The sequence below is a fragment of the Photobacterium proteolyticum genome (assembly GCF_001939735.1).
GTDB lineage: Bacteria > Pseudomonadota > Gammaproteobacteria > Enterobacterales > Vibrionaceae > Photobacterium > Photobacterium proteolyticum.
The window spans coordinates 51,920-73,671 of record NZ_MJIL01000075.1; the positions used below are offsets into that span (position 1 = coordinate 51,920).

The following is a 21,752-nucleotide window of genomic DNA, read 5'->3' on the forward strand; positions in this document are numbered from 1 at the left end:
CGCGAACAAAGACAAAATCAGATACGATCTGTATCTCGAATCATCTCTTTATCGCGATCCTGCCGGTCAGCATACTCATCATCGACAGTCGGCTGATAAGACAGATCGTCTGTGGTACTGCACCCTAGTAATGTTAAGCCGAACAGTAAAATTATTATTCTCATCTTGTTACTTCCCTTTTTACTTATGGCAACCTAATACTAGTACATTAACCTGAATAATCCATAAACGACCCTTAACAACGGCAATAAATTGGGTTTTATATAATAAAACCCAATTTATTATTTCTCTTTCTGCTCATAAATGAGAAATGCAACACCCATTAATTAAGGGCTTAAGCCATGCCAAACGTTTGCTATTGAAAATTCGTCAAACATAATTTTTAAAATTCTCATCTAACTGTTTTTATAGGTATTTATACAAAACAAACAGTATTATCCTTTCTTTAATGATGTTTTAAATCAAAGTTCTCATAACATCATTTTATCTAATGACAGTAGATTGATGGTGATTATCGATTCTGTCATGACATTATTATTGCCATCCACCAGTTCCCGAATTTCAATGAAACCCGTATTCAAACTCTATCAATAGCCAATATGCTCAAGCATGACTTATACCCAAGCTACCTCAAGATGCTCGTTTCAGCGAGAATTACTTGGCTTGTAGGCTAGGCACCGATTAGAAAATCTAGTGGCTCTAAATTAATAATCGGTAACAACGCATAGAAGCCCCTATCTATTTAATAGAACTGGAACTCGCCCTTTGGGAGTGAGCCAGCGACCCCATTTCTGTGTCAAATAACGTTGAAAGGGAAAGCCATTCCTACCGTCATTTTCCTTGAACTGAGCTCGCTGGTCTCACTCTGAATACTGCATCTTGAGGTAGCTTGGGTATAACTATCGGTGCACTGCTGGCAATCGGTATTCTCACTATCCCGTTGGTAAAGATGAAAATTCGACATCGTTTCGCTAAACCATAAGCCACAAACCTTAAACTTGTAAATTAGACAAATTTAGCAGCACTATTTTAGACAAGTTGAGCTTTCATTTTTTATCAGAGTAAATACTCACTGGCCGAAACTTCTGTTCTATCATTTCTAGAAGCTGGACAGTGATCCAGCCTCCGAAAACAGCAGGTTTCTGTTAAATTGAGCTAAGGAGTTGGCTATGAAGAAAGTGTTTGGGAAGGGCTGCCTGATTCTGTTTTTTATCTGCAGTACCATCGCTTTTATCTATAAAACGGAGCTCCAACAGCTTTATCATACTGTGCGACTGTTCGATCAGGATGTCATCGTAGAGAACTTCTCTAACATGAAACGGCTAGCTCCGACAAAAACAGTTGCCGCTTCAGGTATGGTTGACAAACTAGGCCACTCCCCTTCACCGCTTCCCCAGCACTTTGCCTATAACGACAAGTCAGTTGACATGCAGAACTGGATTCAACGCTCCAGTACAACCGCCCTAGTGGTATTAAAAGGTGATAGCATCACTTTCGAGGAGTATTACCAGGACACAAATGAGTTTGATCTGCGAATTTCATGGTCAATGGCCAAATCGTTTCTCAGTGCTATATTCGGCATTGCCATTGAGGAAGGCCACATTTCAGACTTAAATCAACCGGTCACTGACTATGTGCCCAGTTTAATTGGCTCAGGTTATGACGGTGTCAGCATTAAAAATGTCTTACAGATGTCTAGCGGCATCTATTTTAACGAGGATTATGGTGACTTTTTTAGCGACATAAACCGTATGGGCAGGCTCATGGCTTTGGGGGGGAGCTTCGATGAATTTGCCGCTTCGCTCACTCGCTCGCGCGAGCAAGGTACTTACCTGTCATATGTCAGTATGGACACCCATGTTATCGGTATGGTGTTGCGGGCAGCGACGGGGAAACCTATCGAAGAGTATTTTAATGACAAGCTGTGGTCAAAATTACACACCGAGCGCGAGGCTATTTTTATCACCGACAGTACCGGTGAGCCTATGGTATTGGGTGGGCTAAACCTTATCAGCCGAGATTACCTACGAATGGGAAAACTCTATCGCGATCACGGCCAGCTTAATAATCAACAGATCATTCCAAGCCAATGGATAGAGCAGAGCATTACGCCTGACGCTCCCCACCTCATGCCCGGCAAAAGAGAAAATTCAAATACACATTGGGGCTATGGTTATCAATGGTGGATCCCCGAAAATGTCAATCAAGAGTTTTTAGCGATTGGCATCTATGGCCAATATATTTATATTAACCGCTTAGCTGATGTCGTCATTGTAAAAAACAGCGCAGATCTTACGTTCATGAATAATAGCTATGAGAGTATGGATTACTCTCTCGCCGCATTTAGGGCTATCGCCCATTCATTGTCTGGCAATGTTATCACCCAAGCAGAATAGTATTGCAATAACGACTTGATATACGTATACGCGACTGCGGTACGCTATAAAATACCCAAAGGAAAATAATGTTAAGGAAAATAGCTAGCTCTCTGTCGATTTATTAGGAGTGTGGTCATTACCATTTCGTTTTTTGCCGCACTGTCATTATGGGCCTTGTCGCTACAGCAAGGCAAAAAGCAAGAGGTGGCCTTGGCCTAAAAGCGCACCTCCAATAGTTAAAGGATATAGCTATGGATAATAAACACTTGGTTGACTTACTAGGCACTGAGCTGCCACTCATTCAGGCCCCCATGGCCGGAGTACAAGACAGCGCGCTGACTATTGCAGTCAGTAAAGCAGGCGGACTGGGATCACTGCCCTGTGGCATGCTCGGCATTGATGACATCGTTAATGAAATCACCGAGATCAAACGCGCGACCAGTAAACCTTACAACCTCAACTTCTTCTGCCATTCTCTGCCGGACTTCGATACTAGCCGCCAGTCGCAATGGCAGACCCTTCTTAAGCCCTACTTTTCAGAGTTGGGCATGAATTGCCTGAGCTCTCCCCAGGGAGCGACAAGGGTGCCGTTTAACCATAACATTGCCGATGTCATCGAGCCCTTCCAACCCGAAATAATCAGTTTTCATTTCGGCCTACCCGGTGATGACTTGCTCTCCCGAGTAAAAAGCTGGAGCTCGAAGATCTTATCTTCAGCCACTACTGTTCATGAAGCTCAGTGGCTAGAATCCAGAGGAGTCGATGGCATAATAGCCCAAGGTTTTGAGGCCGGTGGACACAGGGGGATGTTCCTGACCGATGACCTATCGACGCAAGTCGGCACCTTAGCGCTGGTTTCGCAGATTGCTAATACTGTCCGTGTACCTGTCATTGCCGCAGGAGGAATCGCTGACAATAAAAGTGTTCAGGCAGCGCTTACCCTTGGTGCCACAGCCGTTCAGGTTGGTACTGCCTACTTATTGTGCGATGAAGCCAAAACCAGCCAACTGCACCGGACAGCGTTAAAAGATTCCCACGTGCGACCAACAGCCGTGACCAACCTTTTTACCGGCAGACCTGCTCGCGGTATCGTCAATCGTGTCATGAAGAAGCTGGGTGCGATGAATACGACTGCCCCTGCTTTTCCCTATGCCTCGATAGAGATGGCCCAACTGCGAAAATTAGCTGAAGGCCGAGGGATAGATGATTTCTCCCCGCTATGGAGCGGTCAAAATACAACGGGCTGCAAAGAAATTTCAGCATCAGAGCTGACCCGACAGTTGATGTCGGGCATTACTGTATAACGAGACGTTAAAGCTTTGCGCCAAAGCTATGAGCGAATATGCTCGAACAGCTGCTCGGCAAGGTTACGTAAGGCTCCCTCGGCAGGCTTGGTGTGAGAGAAGGTTCTGATCCCGTAGATCCCCATCACCAAAAACTGCGCCAACTGCTGATGATCGCGGTTCGAGGGGAGCTCATTATCCTGTTGCGCCTGGTGAATTTGGGCTGCAATCCCTTCTTGCCATTGCTTGAGCATTTGTGCAATGACACTCTCGACTTCATCATCCTGATCAGCAAGTTCACTCAGGGCCTTTTGCAGCAGGCAGTCTTTGATTTCTTCCCGCTCACATTCGTCGACAACGTTATCGAGATATCGCCTTAACGCTTCAAGGCTCGAGGTGCTGTCTTCAAACAAAGCCATGAATTCCGCCTGGCGATCTGAACGATACTGCTCAAGCGCTGCTAATAACAGTCCCCGCTTGTTCTCAAACGCGCAGTATATCGAGCCCGGATGCAAGCCCGTGGCTTTCTTCAGATCCTGCATGCTGGTTTTGCTATAGCCCTTGGCAATAAATGCAGCCATTGCAGCTCTTAATACATGTTGGCGATCAAACTCAGCACTTCTCATAGACAACTCTTTCAATAACCCTATACCCAGTGATTCTAATCAATATTGAGCAATCATTCAAAAAACATCTTGAATGATCGTTCAAAAAGGTCTAATTTGAATGTGTATTCAAGAATAAGGCTAAAGACATGACGGAAAATCTATTTCAACCATATGTACTGAACGACACGCTAACCCTTGAAAACCGTATTCTTATGGCACCGCTAACACGGTGTATGGCAGACGATGATTTAGTACCAACCCAGGCAATGGCTGACTATTACGCACGTAGAGCTGATACCGGGTTAATTATCTCCGAAGCGACAATCATTCGCCCCGACGGTCAGGGATACCCAAATACCCCGGGTATTTTCTCGGAAGAGCAGATTGCTGGCTGGCAAAACGTCACAAGCGCAGTCCATGCAAAAGGCGGAAAGATTTTCGCTCAGCTTTGGCATACAGGTCGTGTTGCACATCCTCATTTCTTTGGTGGCGAATACGTACTGGCACCTTCCGCCAAGAAAGTCGAAGGCAGCGTACCTCGCATGCGTGAGCTGACTTATACCGTACCAAAACCGGCAACAACGGAAGAAATCGACCAACTTGTTGCTGATTATGCCCAGGCAGCCGCTAACGCTATCGAGGCTGGCTTTGACGGGGTAGAGATTCACGGTGCCAATGGCTACCTGATCGATCAATTTCTTCATTACAGCAGTAACGATCGTGAAGATGAGTTTGGCGGTACGCCGGAAAATATGGCGCGCTTCCCGCTTGCTGTTGTCGATGCCATCTCCCAGCAAATTGGTGCAGATCGCACAGCGTTACGAGTATCACCGGGCGCCTACTTCAATATCGAAGGTGACGAACGTGATCGTCAGGTCTCTGATTACCTTCTTGCAGAATTGGAACAGCGTGAGCTGGCCTTCCTTCATATCGGCATTTTCGATGACAGTATGGAATTTGACTACCTGGGCGGTACCGCATCCAGCTACGTACGTAAACAGTACTCAAAAACCCTGGTTGGTGTAGGTAGCTATAGCGCCGAAACAGGCAGCGAGGCGATTAATGATAATAAATTCGACCTGCTGGCTATTGGCCGACCACTGATTGCCAACCCAGACTATGTCGAGAAAGTGAAAAAAGGCCAGGCTCTGGTTGACTACTCCGACGAAATGCTTGCCGAGCTGGTATAACCCAACGCTTAGCCTAACTACCGGAGAGGCACCAACTTCTCCGGTCCTTCCTGCTTCACAAAAACTCAACCCGAAGCAACAACTAACGCTCTGCTATGCTTTGAAAGTGCCTTTCACTTTAGCCACATTTCTTTTGCAGGGGAGCTTTCATGGAACAATCACCCGATAAAATCATGACCCGGCTAGCTTATTTCGGGCTATTGCCGTTTATCATCAGTTTGATTTGTATCTGGGCAGATAAAACCATGTTTGGCCTGAGTGCCCAAAAGGTGTTTATAGCCTACAGCGCCGTCATTCTGAGTTTTCTTGCCGGGATCCTCTGGGGAAATGCCATCGATCACATCAAACATAAACTCAGTCGCAACGCGCTGATCCTCAGTATTCTATTTTCGCTGATTGCCTGGGGCGTACTGCTTCACTCTCCGGAAAGCTATGTAATGTCTATTTTGGTACTGCTGTTTGGCTTTGTCGCCGTTTGGTTTGCCGAAATGAAGATTCGTCAAGTAGAAAAAGAAGGAAGACCAGAAGGATACCAGCCGATGCGTAACCGCCTGACTGGCATTGTCGCCGTGTTGCATTTGGTGGCAATGGCTAGCTGAATCGACAGGTTAGAAAGGTAGGTTTGCGCCTATCGCGCAAACCTTTATTGGTGGATATTTACTATTAGCTATCGATATCGGAGATCCGCTTGAAACGAATCACTTCCAACGTTTGAGGATGAATAACATGGACTTCGTTCGGCATATAGTCCTTCACCACAATATGACCGCTTTTCGGCAGCACGTTCTTTGCCGAACCGACCACATGATGCGCCTTGAAGGCTTGACCAGTAATGTTCAGCATACCGGTTAACGCGCCTTCTGTGTCATCGTTGGCATTAGGGTTAACCGACAGAATAAACCCACCCATCTCGTTGACCTTCAAGATAAAGTGATAGTTTTTGCTGCTGTACCCCTCCCAGGTTCCCACTGGCATTGGGATATCTGCCAAATTGGAGTAGTGCTGGTATAAGTTTCTATGCTCTTCACTTTCAGGCTGGTACTTGGAAGCCAAAAATTTATACTTGGGCTCATCATGATCTGGCTCCGGTGCACTTTGGAGGATAAAGAAGCCAGCAACACCCATCAGTACGATAGCGATAAAAAATTGAATAAAACGAATCACCGCAGTTCCTTTTGATACCCGCTCAATACAACCATTCGTGGATCATCATCCACAACAACAGTACAGGTATTATTTCGGTTAAATGATAAATCTCTTGAGCCAGAAAATGAAAAAATGTTTCACAGCTAACTTCATAACGCCGACATAGAGTGCCACATCGTTACAGTTGAAGTGTATATGCAACTCAAATTCAATAACAAAACAATGTGTCGTGCATCACTAATTTCTATAAAAAATAAGCGCTTCCATCTGCGTTTTCTATCCTTAAAAAACTAGAACAATAGTCCAGTTACCGAGGAACTCAATTCCTTAAGTAATAAAGTTCTCAATTCGAGAAGATAAATGTTACAACATGTGAATAAATTGATCTTAATCATGAATACAGCTCAAAAGGTACATTTAAAATACCACATTAAAGATAACCACTTGGGTAACACAGCCCGGGAGTTCGTTGGTGAAAACAATCAATCTAATAATTACCGCGATATTACGTGTACTCTTGCTCTGTTCACTCTTCCTCGGAGGGATCGCACCGGCGCATGCACTGTTTGTAAGCCCGCCCAAGGATCCACTCCCACTTATCAAAGAAACCTTTCCAACCGCTACCCGTATTGAAGACAAGCAGGGAGAGCCCCCGGTATGGCAGGTCTACCGCAATGATGATGTTTTAGGTTATGCCTTTGAAACCAATGATATAGCAGAAATACCAGCCTACTCCGGTGAACCGGTCAACATGCTGGTAGCCATCGACCCCAATGGGAATTACCTGACAGCCAAGGTACTCGAGCATCACGAACCAATCATCCTAGCCGGTATCCCTGAGCAAAAACTATGGCGTTTTGCCGACCAGTACACTGGACTATCGGTCAAAGACAGAATCAAAGTTGGCGGTAACGAAAATCAGGGCTATGTCGCGGTTGATGGCCTGTCTGGCGCAACTGTAACTGTGATGGTGATGAATGTGGCCATCACCAAGGCCGCAACAAAAGTGGCTCAGTCTCTGGGCATTGTTAAGAAAGAACAAGGCATCATTCAACCCCCCTCCACCATACACCAGGATCAGTTTGAAAAAGCGAATTGGCTCCAACTAACCGGTGATGGTTCCATCCGTAAACTCTACCTCACTAACGAAAAAATCGACGAGGCCTTTGTCGGCACCGATGCCGAGCATATTGATAATGCCCCTGCAGATGAAAAGCAGGACATGTTTGCCGAAATCTACTACGCACTGGCCGATGTACCGACCATCGGCCGCAACCTATTCGGTGATGCCGACTTCGATTGGTTAACCTCTTCCCTAAAACCCGGAGAGCATTTAGTCGCCGTACTGGGCAACGGCTATTCGTTCAAAGGCTCAGGTTATGTACGAGGCGGGATATTCGATCGCATTCAAATCCACCAGGGCGAGAATGAAGTTTCATTTCGCGATCTCGACCACAATCGAGTTACCGATCTCTATATCGACGGTGCGCCGTCATTCCAGGAAATGTCAGTCTTCAGGGTACAGGCGCACCATGAGCTTGATCCCGGTGCCAGCTGGCAGCTTGAGCTACTGGTCAGACGCCAGACTGGTCCGATCGACAGCATTTTTACCAGCTTCAAGGGCAGCTACGACATGTTGGAAAAATATGTCGACACTCCACCAGCTATTGTTCCCGAACCAGAGCTGTCACTCACCCAGCAGGTATGGAAAGAGCGCCAGGTCGAGGTGGTTATCCTGCTCGCGTTGCTAGGCGTACTGCTGCTTATCTTGTTCTTCCAGGACATACTGGTACGCCACCCAACCTTTGTGCATAACCTTCGTCATGGCTTCCTGGCTATCACCGTGGTATTTATTGGCTGGGCATGGAGCGGGCAGCTATCAGTCGTGAATGTGTTCACCTTCCTGCAGGCGCTTATGAGTGATTTTTCATGGGATCTCTTCCTGCTTGATCCGATTATTTTCACCCTGTGGTGTGCAGCAGCCGTTACTGTTCTGCTGTGGGGTCGTGCAGTGTATTGTGGCTGGCTGTGCCCATTCGGGGCACTTCAGGAACTGGTCAATCAATTCGCCCGTCACTTCAGAATTCCTCAATTTGAACTACCTTACGCAGTTCATGAGCGCTTGTGGGCAATCAAATACCTGATCCTGCTGGTTCTGTTCGGTATCTCTCTCGACTCTCTGGCACTTGCCGAGCAATTCGCTGAAATCGAGCCGTTCAAGACAACCTTCTTGCTAAAATTCGACCGGGAATGGCCATTCATTGCCTGGGCTGCATTTCTGATCCTAATTAACCTGATTAATCGCAAGCCCTTCTGTCGCTACCTATGCCCACTGGGTGCCGCCTTATCGGTTCCCAGCGGTATGCGCCTGTTCAGCTGGCTGAAACGTCGCCCTGACTGCGGTACGCCCTGTAAGACCTGTGCCAAGGAATGCGAAATTCAGGCTATTCAGCCTGATGGGGAGATCAATATGCGCGAATGCCATTATTGCCTCGATTGCCAAATAACCTATTACAACGAAGAAAAATGCCCGCCGCTTAAGAAGCTGGCGCGCAAAAAACGCCGTAGCACTGAACTGGATATTCCCGTCACTGTTACCGACTAGAAACACCTAGATACCGAATAAGTTCCGAGTAAAAAGGAAACACGAGTAGAAGACAATCCATCAAGTACTGATGTCCCTACAACTATTAATAACCGTGGCGTGTAAAAAAACGGTATGGAGAGCCAACCATGAGTGACAACAAGAACAATGATCTGATAGAGCAACCTCATCAAGACACATTGCCAAACGAGGAAAGGCGTAAATTTTTCGGCAAGACAGCCGCTATCGGACTAGGCGCAGCCGTTGCTCCGATGTCGGCAGCCATGTTTGCCTCAATGGCCCAGGCCAAGGCATCGGAAGCCGCAAACAGCCCGTTTATTCATCCGGGCGATCTGGATGAGTACTATGGCTTCTGGAGTGGCGGTCACTCAGGTGAGGTACGTATTCTGGGCTTACCCTCAATGCGTGAGCTAATGCGTATTCCGGTCTTTAACACTGACAGTGCTACCGGGTGGGGTCTCACCAACGAGAGTAAGCGAATCAAAGGTGACAGCGCCGATATGCTGGCCGGGGACTCCCATCACCCGCATATGAGTATGACGGACGGCCGCTATAACGGTAAATACGTTTTCATCAACGACAAAGCCAACAGTCGTGTAGCGCGTATCCGCTGTAATGTGATGAAAACGGATAAGATGCTGACTATTCCGAATGTCCAGGCTATCCACGGCCTGCGGGTACAGAAAGTACCTGAAACCAAGTACGTGATCTGTAACGGTGAGTTTGAAATCCCGATGAACAATGACGGAAAGGCGACGCTGGAAGATGTCAGCACCTACCGCTCGCTGTTTAACGTGATTGATGCCGAGAAGATGGAGGTCGCTTTCCAGGTGATGGTCGACGGCAACCTCGACAATACTGATGCCGACTACGACGGTAAATACTTTGCCTCAACGTGTTACAACTCCGAAATGGGTATGACGCTGGGTGAGATGATCACCGCCGAGCGCGATCACGTGGTTGTTTTCAATCTCGAACGTTGTGAAGCCGCACTCAAAGCTGGCGAGTTCAAAACCTACAACGGTAACGATGTACCGGTACTGGATGGCCGCAAGGGCTCCGAGCTTACTCGCTACATTCCGGTGCCTAAATCCCCGCACGGACTGAATACGTCCTCTGACGGCAAATACTTCGTCGCCAACGGCAAGCTATCCCCGACCGTATCGGTGATTGCCATCAACAAACTGGACGATCTGTTCAGTGACAAGATCAAACCACGTGATGCCATCGTAGCCGAGCCTGAACTAGGCCTGGGCCCACTTCACACCGCTTTTGATAACCGTGGCAATGCCTACACCACCCTGTTTCTCGATAGCCAGATTGCAAAATGGAACGTCGAAGATGCCATCAAGGCCTACAACGGCGAAAAGGTAAACTACATTCGCCAGAAGCTGGATGTGCACTATCAGCCGGGTCACAACCATACATCTCAGGGTGAGACACGCGACGCCGACGGCAAATGGCTCATCTCTCTTTGTAAGTTCTCGAAAGACCGCTTCCTGCCTGTCGGCCCGTTACGTCCAGAAAATGATCAGCTGATCGATATCTCCGGCGACGAAATGAAACTGGTCCACGACGGACCAACCTATGCCGAACCGCATGACTGTATGATTGTTCACCGCAGCAAGGTCAAGCCACAAAAACTATGGACTCGCGATGATCCTATCTTCGCCGAGACACTGGCGATGGCCGAGAAAGACGGTGTCGATGTCATGACCCAGAACAAGGTGATCCGTGACGGCAACAAGGTACGCGTCTACATGACCTCGGTTGCACCGAACTTCGGGCTCACAGAGTTCAAGGTCAAGCTTGGCGACGAGGTCACCATGGTTGTCACCAACCTCGATATGGTTGAGGACGTCACGCACGGGTTCTGTATGACCAACCATGGTGTACAGATGGAAATCGGCCCACAGGCAACAGCTTCCATTACCTTCATCGCCAACAAGCCGGGAGTTCAATGGTACTACTGTAACTGGTTCTGTCATGCGCTACACATGGAAATGCGCGGCCGGATGCTGGTAGAAGCCTGATCGGCGAAGACGGTTAGCATCAAGGGCTAACCAAACTGATAAAGTGCCGGCCAGTCCGGCACTTTACTCCCATCCCCAGGAAGTTAAGCTGCCGATGATAAAACCGATAATTACACTGATGACCCTGGCCTTATTTCAGCCTGTCGCATTAGCCAAAACACTACAGGTCAGCGTTGATGATAACCTGCAGGCCATCCTGGATTCCGCCTCAAAAGGCGATGTCGTCTCACTCGATGCTGGTGAATATCAAGGTAATTTCATTCTTCGTCAGGCTATTACCCTCACAGGGAACAATGTTGCCACAATTAATGCAGGCGGCAAGGGTCACGCCTTACTACTCAAAAGCTCCGACATCCTGATTGAAGATCTCACCATCATCAACTGGGGCAGCGATCTAACGGCACAAAATGCCGGTATCTATTCCGATAAAAAAGCCAACAACCTGATTATTCGCAACAACAAACTACGGGGAGACGGCTTCGGCATCTGGCTGCAGAGCGGAAAACATATCAAAGTCAAAGGCAACGAGGTGGAAGGCAACCCCACCCTGCGTTCAGCCGACAGAGGCAACGGCATTCAGCTGTCAAAGGTGGAAGATGTCGAAGTCACCGGCAACACCGTCAGCAAGACCCGTGACGGCCTGTATATTATCGCCAGCCAGTACAATGTATTGAAAAACAATACCATGCATGATCTTCGCTACGGGATCCACTATATGTACTCCCACAGCAACGAAGTGCTGGATAATCTAGCCTACAACACCCGTGCCGGCTACGCCCTGATGAGCTCGCGCAAGCTGACTGTACGGGGCAACGAAACCCGTGACAGCGAAGACTACGGGTTCCTGATGAATTTCATTACCTATTCCGATATCAGTCACAACCGCATTTCCAATGTCTGGACCAAGCCAGAAAACAAAGTCATGGGCCGCGACGGCAAAGGGCTGTTTGTCTACAACTCTGGCTATAACACAATCAGCTACAACACTATCGATACCGCCGAGATTGGCATCCATCTCACGGCCGGGTCGGAGAACGTCAAGGTCTTCGGCAATAGCTTCATGAACAACCCGGTGCAGGTAAAATATGTCTCTAACCGCGAACAGGAATGGAGTCAGGAAGGGATCGGTAATTTCTGGAGTAACTACCTTGGCTGGGACTTAGACAACAACGGCCGCGGGGATACCCCTTTCGAGCCCAACGACGGCATCGACAAACTTATCTGGCAGTACCCCGAAGCCAAAGTTCTGCTTGATAGCCCGGCCATTTTGATGCTGCGCTGGATTCAAAAGCAATTTCCAGTACTCAAACCCGCCGGTGTAAGAGATAGCTTTCCGCTGATGACCGTACCGTCAGCCTCCGACGACACGCTGATCAGCCAGCCACAATCAACCAAAACCATGCCGCCGATTCCAGACCAAACTGCGGGGTAATAGGATTTCTATGACGACGTCTAACAAAGCAACCGCTCCAATTGTGTCTTTGCGTAATACAGGCAAGCACTACCAGCAGGTTGAAGCGCTTAACAATATCAATCTGGAGCTCGCTCCCGGTGAAGTACTCGGCCTGTTCGGCCATAACGGTGCCGGCAAAACGACCATGATGAAGCTGATCCTCGGTGTCATCGAGGCCAGCCATGGTGAGGTGCAGGTATTTGGTATCGATCCACAATCCAAGCAAGCCTGGCACAGCAGACGCCAAATTGGCTACCTGCCTGAAAATGTCAGCTTCTATGACCACCTTACCGGTCTGGAAGTACTCACCTACTTTTCGCGGCTCAAGTCGGTGAACAAGAAACAGATCATCGCCCTGCTTGACCAGGTCGGGCTTACAGCCGCCATGACGCGCAAGGTAAAAACCTACTCCAAAGGCATGCGTCAGCGACTGGGGCTGGCGCAGGCATTTTTGGGCGAACCGAAACTGCTGCTGCTCGACGAGCCCACGGTCGGTCTCGATCCCATTGCCACCAAAGAGTTCTATCAAACCGTCGATGCACTGAAAAGCAACGGGGCCAGTATCATCCTGTGCTCACATATTCTGCCGGGCGTAGAGCAGCATATCGACCGGGCCATGATTTTATCAGGTGGCCAGCAACGGGCTATGGGCACATTGGCTCAGCTACGCGAACAAGCCAATCTTCCTGTTGCGATCTACACTCAGGGACTTGGCAAAACACTGCAGAATGACCCCTTCCTCAGCCCATACCAAGCCGGAGAAAATCTGTTAAACGTGCCCGAGAGCGACAAGCTAACCGTGATCCGTAAACTGCTCGAATACAACCAGATTGCCGACCTGCAAATCGAACCAGCCAACCTCGACCAGCTTTACCAGTATTATCTCAACGATAACATGTGCTATGGCTCTTCAGTTTCCGACCAGAAAGAAGTACCCGAACAATCGGCCACAACAACCAACTCGGAGGCCATCAGCTCATGAATCCTGTTTTTGCCGTTGCAATTAAAGAGTTTCAGGACGGCCTGCGAAATCGCTGGCTAATATCTATCACCCTGATCTTTGCTGTCCTCTCATTAGGACTGAGTTATTACGGCTCGGTCGCTTCTGGACAACTAGGTGTCGCCTCCCTGTCTTCGACCATCGCCAGCCTGTCCAGCCTTGCGGTATTTCTGATCCCGCTCATCGCACTGCTGCTCAGTTACGACAGCTTTGTCGGTGAGCAGGAATCCGGCACCCTGCTGTTGTTACTGACCTACCCGATCAGCCATGGTCAATTGCTGATCGGAAAGTTCCTGGGTCAGGGTGCCATTATTTCACTGGCAACCGGTCTTGGCTTTGGCAGCGCCGCCTTGTTGCTTGCCATCCAGTCTGACTTTGCTGCAGTTGTCCCGGCTTTCGGCCTGTTCATCCTCACGGCAACCCTGCTTGGCCTTTGTTTCATCGCCATAGCCTATGTGATTAGCCTAGCGGTATCAGAGAAATCCAAAGCGGCAGGCATTGCGCTGATGATCTGGTTTTTCTTTGTATTGGTATTCGATCTAGCCCTGCTGGCCATTTTGGTCGGGGTGGAAGAAGGGCTGTCGCAGCAACACCTGGTCCAGTTGATGATGTTCAACCCGACGGATTTATTCCGGCTCATCAACCTCGCCGCTCTAAACACAGAGGATGTAAACGGTGTACTGGCTGTCGCCATCGACCAAAGCCATTCTCCCGCCAGCATGCTCTTACTCATGCTCGGCTGGGTGGTCACACCGCTGGTTGTCGCCGCCCTGGTCTTTAAAAAGAAAAAGCTATAAAGCAAATAACTCAAAAAATAATTAAGCATTTAACGATTAAATTAGTAAGGAAACAAACATGCGTACTTTATCCCCTCTAAAAACTGTCAGTGTAGCCCTAATGCTTGTATTGGGCGTCGCCTGCAGCGAGCAAGAATCGGCGGATCAAGCCATGGTGCGTCAGGCAGTGGCCATTGAACAGGCCGATGAATGCCACCTGTGTGGCATGATCATCAGCAACTTCCCGGGGCCGAAGGGGGAGAACTTCAATAAGTCTTCCGATACCGTGAACAAGTTCTGCTCGACCCGAGATCTGTTCAGCTTTGTTCTGCAGCCGGAAAACAAGCGTCAGGTAAAGGAGATCTATGTTCATGATATGAGCAAGACACCTTGGCAGCGTCCGGAAGATGAGTACTTTATCGATGCCCGCGAGGCCTGGTTTGTGATCGGCTCTGAGAAGAAAGGAGCAATGGGCAAGACGCTGGCCAGTTTTGCCCAGAAAACAGATGCCGAAGTGTTCATCAAAGAGTTCGGCGGCCAGCTATATCGCTTTGACGATATTACGATTGATGTCCTTTAACCCCAGCCAACCGCAATAGCCTACTGAAACAAGCCCGAAAACCACCGGGCTTGTATACCCTCTCATTACTGCGTTTGCAGATCTATTGATACCGTTCATACTTTTTTTATACATTCCTAAAATAACAATGAAAAACGCAGGCAGGAAGCATCAGGCAGCCACCAACTGAAGATGAGGTAACCACCATGTGCGGACGATTCAGTGTGTCAGGCGGGATGTTCAGCGAAATGGTCAGCGAAGAAATCGGCTGCGAGTTTAAAACCGAAGAAAACCTCGACCTTCGTCCTAGCCAGAGCGTATCAACAATTATCTATGTGCAGGGTTCGGTAGAACAGCAGGACGTCCACTGGGGGATCCACCCAAACTGGGCCAAAAAGCAAATCATTAACGCGCAGGCCGAAACGGTCAATGAGAAAAAAACCTTCCACCACGCAATGCAAAATCACCGCTGTCTCATTCCCTGCAGCGGTTGGTTTGAATGGCATGACGAGGGAGCACCGCGCAAGCAGAAGTATCTGTTTAGTCACCGGGACGAGCGGCCGTTCTATATGGCCGGGATCTGGTTTCCGGGCGAGCCCCCGCAACTGGTCACGCTGACAACAGCCGCCAATGAGATCTGCCGCCCCTACCATGACCGTATGCCGGTACTGATCCCGACCAAATCTGCCTGGAAATGGCTGGAAGGCAATATTACGGCCATCACACCGCTGCTCAAAGTCAGTAACAAGCTCCCCATCTCTGTCAACGCGGTTCACTAACTGAACGTGTGTCCAGGTTTGAATTCAGCGCTAATCCGCCTTTTATCCAAGTGATGTTCAGATCACCTACACATCAAACTGGATAAAGTGCATCATCAAGTCGACATCATTCTGTAGTGACAGCGTGTACTCAGTGCCGACAACGTCCGATACGGCAGCAGTCCAAAAGCCCAGTGCCGCCGTATTTTCGACCAGTACCCGGATCTGCCACCGCCCCGGAAAGTGTTCGAGTACAGAGTTAAGGGCCAGCTTACCGACACCCTGCCCCTTGAATTTCCGTAACACAAAAAACTGCCCCATATCGTAAATAGCGGGATTGGAGGGGTATCTTCTTACCAACGCAAAACCGGCCAGTTCACTGTCAACAGAAATGAAATAGGGGTAATGAGAAACTTCCATATTTCTTCGGATCCAAACAGTGGTTAAGATATTTGAATGCACCTCGCAGTTTTGATTTAAAGGTCATCTATGCCTTAATACAAATACATTTGTGCCCAGACAGTTTACTACACTTCACATTGTCCCCGTCAATGTGAGGGTATTCCCTATGAAACCTGTTCTCTTTTTAGTACACGGTATGGGGAACCATACCGAGGCTTCGTTTAAAACCGAGGTCGTTACATCGCTCAATGCGGCCTTGTCCTATTACCCCAACCCAGATACCACCAATATCGAATCGGCCTTTGACGTTATTGTTTTTTCCTACAATGATATTTTCGAAGACTATCTTGAAAAGCTAAAAAGCGAGTTTGGCGATATTGTTACCGCCGCCAGCTCAATGCCAGAACTCACAAATATTAATGAACTGATTGATTTCAAAGATGACCTAAAATCAGTTAGCGAAAAAGTCCTCTTCACTACCCATTGGCTTGATGTAGTACTGTATCGCTTTACCATGCTTGGCGAAGCTATCCGGGCCCGTTTCACCAGCCAGCTGTGTCAACTTATTCGTAGCCGGGGATCCAGCAATGTTCATATCATAGCCCACTCGCTCGGCACCGCAGTTACGCTCGATGCCCTGAGCATTCTCTATGACAAAAACCTGCTTATCGATCCTTCCGATGGCAAACTGAACCCCATCACCAACCGGCTGGGCAGCGTGACATATCTGGCCAATGTCGCCAAAGTACTCGAAGGGGTTGTTCCGGTAGACCAGACTGTCGTCAATCCGTCGGATTCGGGCTGCTCAAGCCGTGTCTTTAATATCAACCACAAGCTTGATCCCTTCACTATGGTTCACCCTTACAAGCCAACCGGCCCGCTTTGGACGCAATTAACCAATATCGATGACGAACTGGAACATTTAGCCACCAAGTTCCCGCATGATGTCGGCAACTACCTCAAAAATCCCATAGTCAATCAGCCACTGTTCCAAGCTTACTTTGAGAATTTTAAGTATCTTAATGGGCTAGATATCGCTCAACGCCAATTCAAGGTAAATAATAAGCTGGTCGCCGCCAGTGAAGAAATTATCCAGCTTATTGAGGCACTCAAACAACCTGGTGGTAACGACTGGCAACGCTTCTACTCTGCCTTTAAGACTGTCTACCAATTAATCAAGGAGTAGTGATATGTTCAGACGGCTAATTTATATCATGTTACTTTACGGGATTACTGTAACCCCTTTGAGTGCAACCTCTATTAACGAACCGCTTACCTGTGAAAAACTAGAGATGCACCTTCAACAGCCCCAAGGCAACATCCCTGCAGTGTTGTTACCGTTTGCCAGCGAAATGCAAACACTCCAGAAATATCACTGTAACAAGGAGCTGACTACCTACATACTAAGTAACGCTGACTATACCGCTACCAACAACCTTTTACTTAACGCAATTAAAAATCAAGCAACAGTCATTATCACCAATACAGACTTAGATAATGCTAGCTTTAACAAATACATTGATATCCTACAAAGTTCGCCTTATATCCCCCAACAAGATAAAAAAGTGTTTGGCCCAAGAACCATCAACAATACACCATATCCTGCTGGTTACTACGACGAAAGAGAACAAGTACTACTATGCCAGCCTAGCAATAATAACTGTGTCATGTTCATTGACGAATTTTTTAGATTACTAAATCAATCCCAATCACTACTGGGATCTGAAGACAGCAGAAATGCATCAATATTCCATACCAATGCCAGCAAGCAGTGGGATCAATTTCTGGAAGACAGCCTGGTCCAGATGCCCTGGGAGCTGTGGTTCAATAGCAGCCGACTGTACTCACAACGGCAGTCATCAGATAACCCGCAACTATTACTGCCGCCAAGCTATCAGTATATTTTCCTGAGACCCGGTCTGGTCTATGATTTTGTCAGCAATGCCGAAGACGGCAGCCAGAACAAAGCCACCTTGATGCTGGAAGGTATTGGTATTGATGCCTGGGATCGCAAGCAGTGGTATATCCCGTCAGGAGTCTCCGTTGTTGGGCTGTATACTGACCGGGACGGTGTGGATGATCTTGGGTGGGGAGTAGCGCTCAGATTCAAAACCCAATTCATGCTCGGTGCTTCATTTTACGGCAGCGATAGTGGCGTCTTTCTGTCGGTCGACTTGCTCGAACTGTTCAGAGACAAAAAGGAAACCTTCAAGCAATACAAGTCAGCCTTCTATGAGGCACAAAGTGAACTCAACCTCTAAACTCAGCCGGGAGTGTTAGCACTCCCGCAGCGAGTCATTAGCGGTCAGCCTTCCAAACTGACGCTATTGATGATCAGCTCCCGCAGCCAGCGGTGGCTGGGGTCGAGATCAAAATGCTTGTGCCACAGCAAGACATAGGCTCCCGGTTCAACCGCAACAGGAACATCAAGCGTCAACAACTCAAAATGCCGGACCATCTTTGACGCATAACGGGCAGGCGCACACAGAATGAGGTCACTCTGCTCACACAAGCTCATCGCGCTATAGAAATCAGTCATATTGACAGCGATATCACGCTTCTGGTGCTGAAGGCCGAGTACCTCATCCAGCAACCACTGCTCAATGCCGCCAAACGTAACCTGAAGGTGGCGATATGTCAGAAAAGTCTCCAAATCCCACTTTTCTTTCAGCAGTGGGTGATCCTTTCTGATTAAACAAACAGGGTAATCCCGCACCAGCTCAACATAATTCAACTCGTCAGAAAGCGTATTAATATGTACCTGCGAACGCTCATCCCACTCCCGGCTACAAATTGCCATATCAATATCGCAACGAAGTAACTTAGCGATACTCTCTTGGTTCCATGTCTGGCTATTGAGCGTAATATTCGGCGCCTGAACCAACAGCTCCGGCATAAAAAACGGGTAAGTGAGCGAATAGGCCGTCTCAACCAAATCAATCCGAAACTGCCGCTGGCTGAGCGACGGGTCAAACGTGCTCGGACGGGTAAACTGATCGAGCTGTTGCAGCACCTGACGTAACTGCGGGGCCAGTTGCATTGCACGCGGCGTCGCCCTCAACCCGTGAGCAGTGCGCTCGAACAGGGGATCATCAAAAGTTTCTCGCAACTTTGCCAATTGCTTGCTGACCGCCGACTGGCTAAGGTGCAACCGTGATGCTGCCGCTGTGACGCTTTGCTCTTCAAGCAACACTTCAAGCACCCGCAGCAGGTTATAGTCAAAATGATTCAAGCGCTAACCACCATCTAGCCAATAAGCATTAATCTTATGCTACTTCAATATGTTATACGAGGCTTTGAAGATGAATTATCTCAATCCAAATTCTGACTCTAGGATCCGGCCAAATTCAATAGGGCGGAGTATAAAACCTCACGTTAAGTTGAGGCCAATAAGAAATGTCTTATCGTTCGCAAAAAGCACCGGTGACGTTATGCAAGCTTGAGGGACAGGCACTCTCGCACTACAATGCGGCTTATCGATTAATCAATTAAGACAAGGAGGACTTATTATGATTCTGTGTGACATTCACCTCGCACAATTTTATGGTATTCAGAATCACTCAAGTTTTTGCGATATCGTGCTGCGATAACCTCTGCTTGAGCGAAGCCATTATGACTACATACTAGAGTTCTCTTCACTCTGGCTTACAAGGTTGTCGTCAGCAAATGTTTGACGATGGCGTACATTTTTGCCTGGAACCGACCTTCGGACAATGACTGGCAAACTGTGCAGCCGCAAATCTTGAGTAAGCAATGAGCACTTTACTATCTGCACAATCTATTTCTTATGATGTTACTTCGGGCCCTCTGCTTGAAGGGATTTCTTTCACCCTCACTAAAGGAGATCGTATTGGCCTGGTTGGCCACAACGGCTGTGGCAAAAGCACCCTGCTTAAACTGCTCAACAACACCCTTACCGGTTACTCCGGACAAATCACCCACGCCAATCAATGCCTGATTGAACGGGTAGAACAGCACCTTCCCGCAGAATTACATTCGGTTTCTATGCTTGATGCCATCATTGCCCGACTACCTGAGAACATCAGACAGACAGAAAGTTGGCAAGCCGAACTGCTGCTATCTGATATGGGATTTAAGGAGCAAGACTGGACTCTGAACGCCGGTACACTCAGTGGCGGGCAACATACCCGACTGCTGCTGGCAAGAGCGCTGATCAGGCAGCCAGATGTTCTGTTGCTCGATGAACCAAGCAACCACATGGATTTGCCGACTCTGCTCTGGCTGGAACACTTCCTGCTCAGCTGGAAAGGCAGCTTTGTTCTGGTTTCTCATGATCAGCGCCTGTTGGATACAGTCACCAACAGTACCTGGATCATGCGTGACAGAACCCTGCACTTTTTCCGTCTTCCGTGCTCGCAAGCCCGGCAGGCGCTGGAAGAAAAAGATCAGGCAGACGAGTTGCGCCATCAGGCCGAGCAAAAAGAAATCAACCGGATAGAAAAAAGTGCCAAGCGTTTGGCTGTCTGGGGCAAGGTCTACGACAATGAAGATCTCGCCCGTAAAGCCAAACATATGGAAAAGCGGGCTGACCGGCTCAAGGAAAGCCAAACCCAGCTTAGCGCCGGTTCGCCCTGGCAGCTAAGACTCAAAGGGGAACCTTTGCCGGCTAACCGCCTGCTGGAACTGTCTGCGCTCGATGTTCGTCCTGAGCCCGGTGCACCTACTCTGTTCCATGTGCTGGCCAAACAGCTAAAAAGCGGTGACAGAATCGCGATTATGGGCCGTAACGGTACCGGCAAGTCTTCCTTGTTACGCATGTTATGGCTGGCGTATCAGCAACATGTCGAACACCAGGAGACAAGCGATGCGATTGTATTTCACCCGCAAGGGCGGCTTGGCTATTACGATCAGACTCTGCAGCAGCTAAATGATAGCGATACCCTGCTTGAGGCGTTACGCCATTTTGCCCCGCTTCCTGACGAGCAGCGAAAAATGGCTTTGATCAGCGCCGGATTCCCTTATCTGCGCCATAGCCAGACTGTTGCAGGCCTAAGTGGCGGAGAGCGATCCCGGCTGCTGTTTATCGGCCTGACGCTGGCTAACTATCACCTGCTGTTTCTGGATGAGCCGACAAACCATCTGGATCTGGAAGGAAAAGAAGAGCTAGCCAGTACACTCGGTGAATTTAAGGGCGGCTGTATTTTGGTCAGCCATGATCGGGAGCTGATTGAAAAAAGCTGCAACCGCTTCTGGCTGGTAGATAATCAGCAACTCGAAGAATGGCATAACCTTGATCAGGTATATGAAAAGTTATCGGGTTTCGGCAGCGAACAGCAAGGTCAGGATACCATCACGCGACAACCAACTGATATTTCATCAAGCTTAACATCCCCGAATGCAGGCTCGAATACTGCGTCGGATCAGGAGCAGTTGCTGGCCCGGTTGATCGAGCTGGAAGTGTTGCTGGAAGAAGATTTGGCAAGAAAGCCGAAACATCAGAAACCCAAACTTCAGCAAGCCTGGATAAAGGAGATAGCCCAACTGAATGAAACCCTTGAGCTGAGCTAAAAGTCGGCCAAGACAAGAGACCATCATGTTAA

19 protein-coding genes are annotated in these 21,752 nt (G+C 48.5%); 14 read left to right on the top strand and 5 right to left on the bottom strand.

Features of this window, described 5'->3' with window-relative positions; translation table 11 throughout:
- Positions 1–17 precede the first annotated feature (17 nt).
- Positions 18–164, bottom strand: coding sequence for a hypothetical protein (locus tag BIT28_RS29550; RefSeq protein WP_160649737.1), 147 nt, complete (start codon positions 162–164; stop codon positions 18–20).
- Positions 165–1,169: 1,005 nt separating this feature from the next.
- Here BIT28_RS29550 and BIT28_RS13190 point away from each other — a divergent pair.
- Together BIT28_RS13190 and BIT28_RS13195 are read left to right on the top strand one after the other, a co-directional pair.
- A complete protein-coding gene (locus BIT28_RS13190; protein ID WP_075764393.1) occupies positions 1,170–2,396 on the top strand; it encodes a serine hydrolase domain-containing protein in 1,227 nt (408 codons plus the stop codon).
- 233 nt (positions 2,397–2,629) lie between these two features.
- On the top strand, positions 2,630–3,682 hold the full coding sequence (locus BIT28_RS13195) for an NAD(P)H-dependent flavin oxidoreductase (RefSeq protein WP_075764395.1): 1,053 nt from the start codon (positions 2,630–2,632) through the stop codon (positions 3,680–3,682).
- A 26-nt stretch (positions 3,683–3,708) separates the two neighbouring features.
- Here BIT28_RS13195 and BIT28_RS13200 read toward each other — a convergent pair whose 3' ends face one another.
- A complete protein-coding gene (locus BIT28_RS13200) occupies positions 3,709–4,287 on the bottom strand; it encodes a TetR/AcrR family transcriptional regulator (RefSeq protein ID WP_075764397.1) in 579 nt (192 codons plus the stop codon).
- Between the two features lie 128 nt (positions 4,288–4,415).
- Between BIT28_RS13200 and BIT28_RS13205 the strand changes: the two genes are divergently transcribed.
- Entirely contained in the window at positions 4,416–5,459 is a 1,044-nt protein-coding gene (locus BIT28_RS13205; protein ID WP_075764399.1) for an alkene reductase, read from the top strand.
- A gap of 149 nt (positions 5,460–5,608) precedes the next feature.
- Positions 5,609–6,058, top strand: a complete 450-nt coding sequence (locus BIT28_RS13210) for a DUF3429 domain-containing protein (RefSeq protein ID WP_075764401.1) — start codon at positions 5,609–5,611, stop codon at positions 6,056–6,058.
- A 64-nt stretch (positions 6,059–6,122) separates the two neighbouring features.
- On the opposite strand, the gene BIT28_RS13215 is transcribed toward BIT28_RS13210, so the two are convergent.
- Positions 6,123–6,623, bottom strand: a complete 501-nt coding sequence (locus BIT28_RS13215) for a hypothetical protein (protein ID WP_075764403.1) — start codon at positions 6,621–6,623, stop codon at positions 6,123–6,125.
- 454 nt (positions 6,624–7,077) lie between these two features.
- On the opposite strand from BIT28_RS13215, the gene nosR reads away from it, so the two are divergent.
- The 7 genes from nosR (at position 7,078) to BIT28_RS13250 (ending at position 15,810) form a co-directional block, all read left to right on the top strand.
- Complete coding sequence (gene nosR / locus BIT28_RS13220) at positions 7,078–9,210, top strand: transcriptional regulator NosR (RefSeq protein ID WP_245823691.1); 2,133 nt, start codon at positions 7,078–7,080, stop codon at positions 9,208–9,210.
- A 128-nt stretch (positions 9,211–9,338) separates the two neighbouring features.
- A complete protein-coding gene (gene nosZ / locus BIT28_RS13225; RefSeq protein WP_075764407.1) occupies positions 9,339–11,243 on the top strand; it encodes a TAT-dependent nitrous-oxide reductase in 1,905 nt (634 codons plus the stop codon).
- Positions 11,244–11,337: 94 nt separating this feature from the next.
- The gene (locus BIT28_RS13230; RefSeq protein ID WP_075764409.1) at positions 11,338–12,675 is read left to right on the top strand and encodes a nitrous oxide reductase family maturation protein NosD; all 1,338 of its coding nucleotides are present in this window, start codon (positions 11,338–11,340) and stop codon (positions 12,673–12,675) included.
- 10 nt (positions 12,676–12,685) lie between these two features.
- Positions 12,686–13,678, top strand: a complete 993-nt coding sequence (locus tag BIT28_RS13235) for an ABC transporter ATP-binding protein (protein ID WP_075764411.1) — start codon at positions 12,686–12,688, stop codon at positions 13,676–13,678.
- A complete protein-coding gene (locus tag BIT28_RS13240; RefSeq protein ID WP_075764413.1) occupies positions 13,675–14,493 on the top strand; it encodes an ABC transporter permease in 819 nt (272 codons plus the stop codon). The genes BIT28_RS13235 and BIT28_RS13240 overlap by 4 nt, the downstream gene beginning before the upstream one ends.
- Before the next feature lie 58 nt (positions 14,494–14,551).
- Positions 14,552–15,052: a nitrous oxide reductase accessory protein NosL gene (locus BIT28_RS13245; RefSeq protein WP_075764415.1), complete on the top strand. Its 501-nt coding sequence runs from the start codon at positions 14,552–14,554 to the stop codon at positions 15,050–15,052.
- 185 nt (positions 15,053–15,237) lie between these two features.
- On the top strand, positions 15,238–15,810 hold the full coding sequence (locus BIT28_RS13250; RefSeq protein WP_075764417.1) for an SOS response-associated peptidase: 573 nt from the start codon (positions 15,238–15,240) through the stop codon (positions 15,808–15,810).
- Between the two features lie 66 nt (positions 15,811–15,876).
- On the opposite strand, the gene BIT28_RS13255 is transcribed toward BIT28_RS13250, so the two are convergent.
- Entirely contained in the window at positions 15,877–16,209 is a 333-nt protein-coding gene (locus BIT28_RS13255) for a GNAT family N-acetyltransferase (protein ID WP_075764419.1), read from the bottom strand.
- Positions 16,210–16,357: 148 nt separating this feature from the next.
- Between BIT28_RS13255 and BIT28_RS13260 the strand changes: the two genes are divergently transcribed.
- Positions 16,358–17,377, top strand: coding sequence for a hypothetical protein (locus BIT28_RS13260; RefSeq protein ID WP_075764421.1), 1,020 nt, complete (start codon positions 16,358–16,360; stop codon positions 17,375–17,377).
- A gap of 4 nt (positions 17,378–17,381) precedes the next feature.
- Positions 17,382–18,452 (top strand): hypothetical protein, encoded by a 1,071-nt coding sequence (locus BIT28_RS13265; RefSeq protein WP_075764423.1) that lies wholly within the window; start codon positions 17,382–17,384, stop codon positions 18,450–18,452.
- 44 nt (positions 18,453–18,496) lie between these two features.
- On the opposite strand, the gene BIT28_RS13270 is transcribed toward BIT28_RS13265, so the two are convergent.
- Positions 18,497–19,423, bottom strand: a complete 927-nt coding sequence (locus BIT28_RS13270) for a LysR family transcriptional regulator (RefSeq protein WP_075764425.1) — start codon at positions 19,421–19,423, stop codon at positions 18,497–18,499.
- A gap of 521 nt (positions 19,424–19,944) precedes the next feature.
- Between BIT28_RS13270 and BIT28_RS13275 the strand changes: the two genes are divergently transcribed.
- The gene (locus tag BIT28_RS13275; RefSeq protein WP_075764427.1) at positions 19,945–21,720 is read left to right on the top strand and encodes an ABC-F family ATP-binding cassette domain-containing protein; all 1,776 of its coding nucleotides are present in this window, start codon (positions 19,945–19,947) and stop codon (positions 21,718–21,720) included.
- The last annotated feature ends 32 nt before the right edge of the window (positions 21,721–21,752 follow it).

Coding starts and splice junctions, on each gene's coding strand:
- BIT28_RS29550 (WP_160649737.1), bottom strand. CDS start 164: ATGAGAATAATAATTTTACTGTTCGGCTTAACATTACTAGGGTGCAGT.
- BIT28_RS13190 (WP_075764393.1), top strand. CDS start 1,170: ATGAAGAAAGTGTTTGGGAAGGGCTGCCTGATTCTGTTTTTTATCTGC.
- BIT28_RS13195 (WP_075764395.1), top strand. CDS start 2,630: ATGGATAATAAACACTTGGTTGACTTACTAGGCACTGAGCTGCCACTC.
- BIT28_RS13200 (WP_075764397.1), bottom strand. CDS start 4,287: ATGAGAAGTGCTGAGTTTGATCGCCAACATGTATTAAGAGCTGCAATG.
- BIT28_RS13205 (WP_075764399.1), top strand. CDS start 4,416: ATGACGGAAAATCTATTTCAACCATATGTACTGAACGACACGCTAACC.
- BIT28_RS13210 (WP_075764401.1), top strand. CDS start 5,609: ATGGAACAATCACCCGATAAAATCATGACCCGGCTAGCTTATTTCGGG.
- nosZ (WP_075764407.1), top strand. CDS start 9,339: ATGAGTGACAACAAGAACAATGATCTGATAGAGCAACCTCATCAAGAC.
- BIT28_RS13230 (WP_075764409.1), top strand. CDS start 11,338: ATGATAAAACCGATAATTACACTGATGACCCTGGCCTTATTTCAGCCT.
- BIT28_RS13235 (WP_075764411.1), top strand. CDS start 12,686: ATGACGACGTCTAACAAAGCAACCGCTCCAATTGTGTCTTTGCGTAAT.
- BIT28_RS13240 (WP_075764413.1), top strand. CDS start 13,675: ATGAATCCTGTTTTTGCCGTTGCAATTAAAGAGTTTCAGGACGGCCTG.
- BIT28_RS13245 (WP_075764415.1), top strand. CDS start 14,552: ATGCGTACTTTATCCCCTCTAAAAACTGTCAGTGTAGCCCTAATGCTT.
- BIT28_RS13250 (WP_075764417.1), top strand. CDS start 15,238: ATGTGCGGACGATTCAGTGTGTCAGGCGGGATGTTCAGCGAAATGGTC.
- BIT28_RS13255 (WP_075764419.1), bottom strand. CDS start 16,209: ATGGAAGTTTCTCATTACCCCTATTTCATTTCTGTTGACAGTGAACTG.
- BIT28_RS13260 (WP_075764421.1), top strand. CDS start 16,358: ATGAAACCTGTTCTCTTTTTAGTACACGGTATGGGGAACCATACCGAG.
- BIT28_RS13265 (WP_075764423.1), top strand. CDS start 17,382: ATGTTCAGACGGCTAATTTATATCATGTTACTTTACGGGATTACTGTA.
- BIT28_RS13275 (WP_075764427.1), top strand. CDS start 19,945: ATGAGCACTTTACTATCTGCACAATCTATTTCTTATGATGTTACTTCG.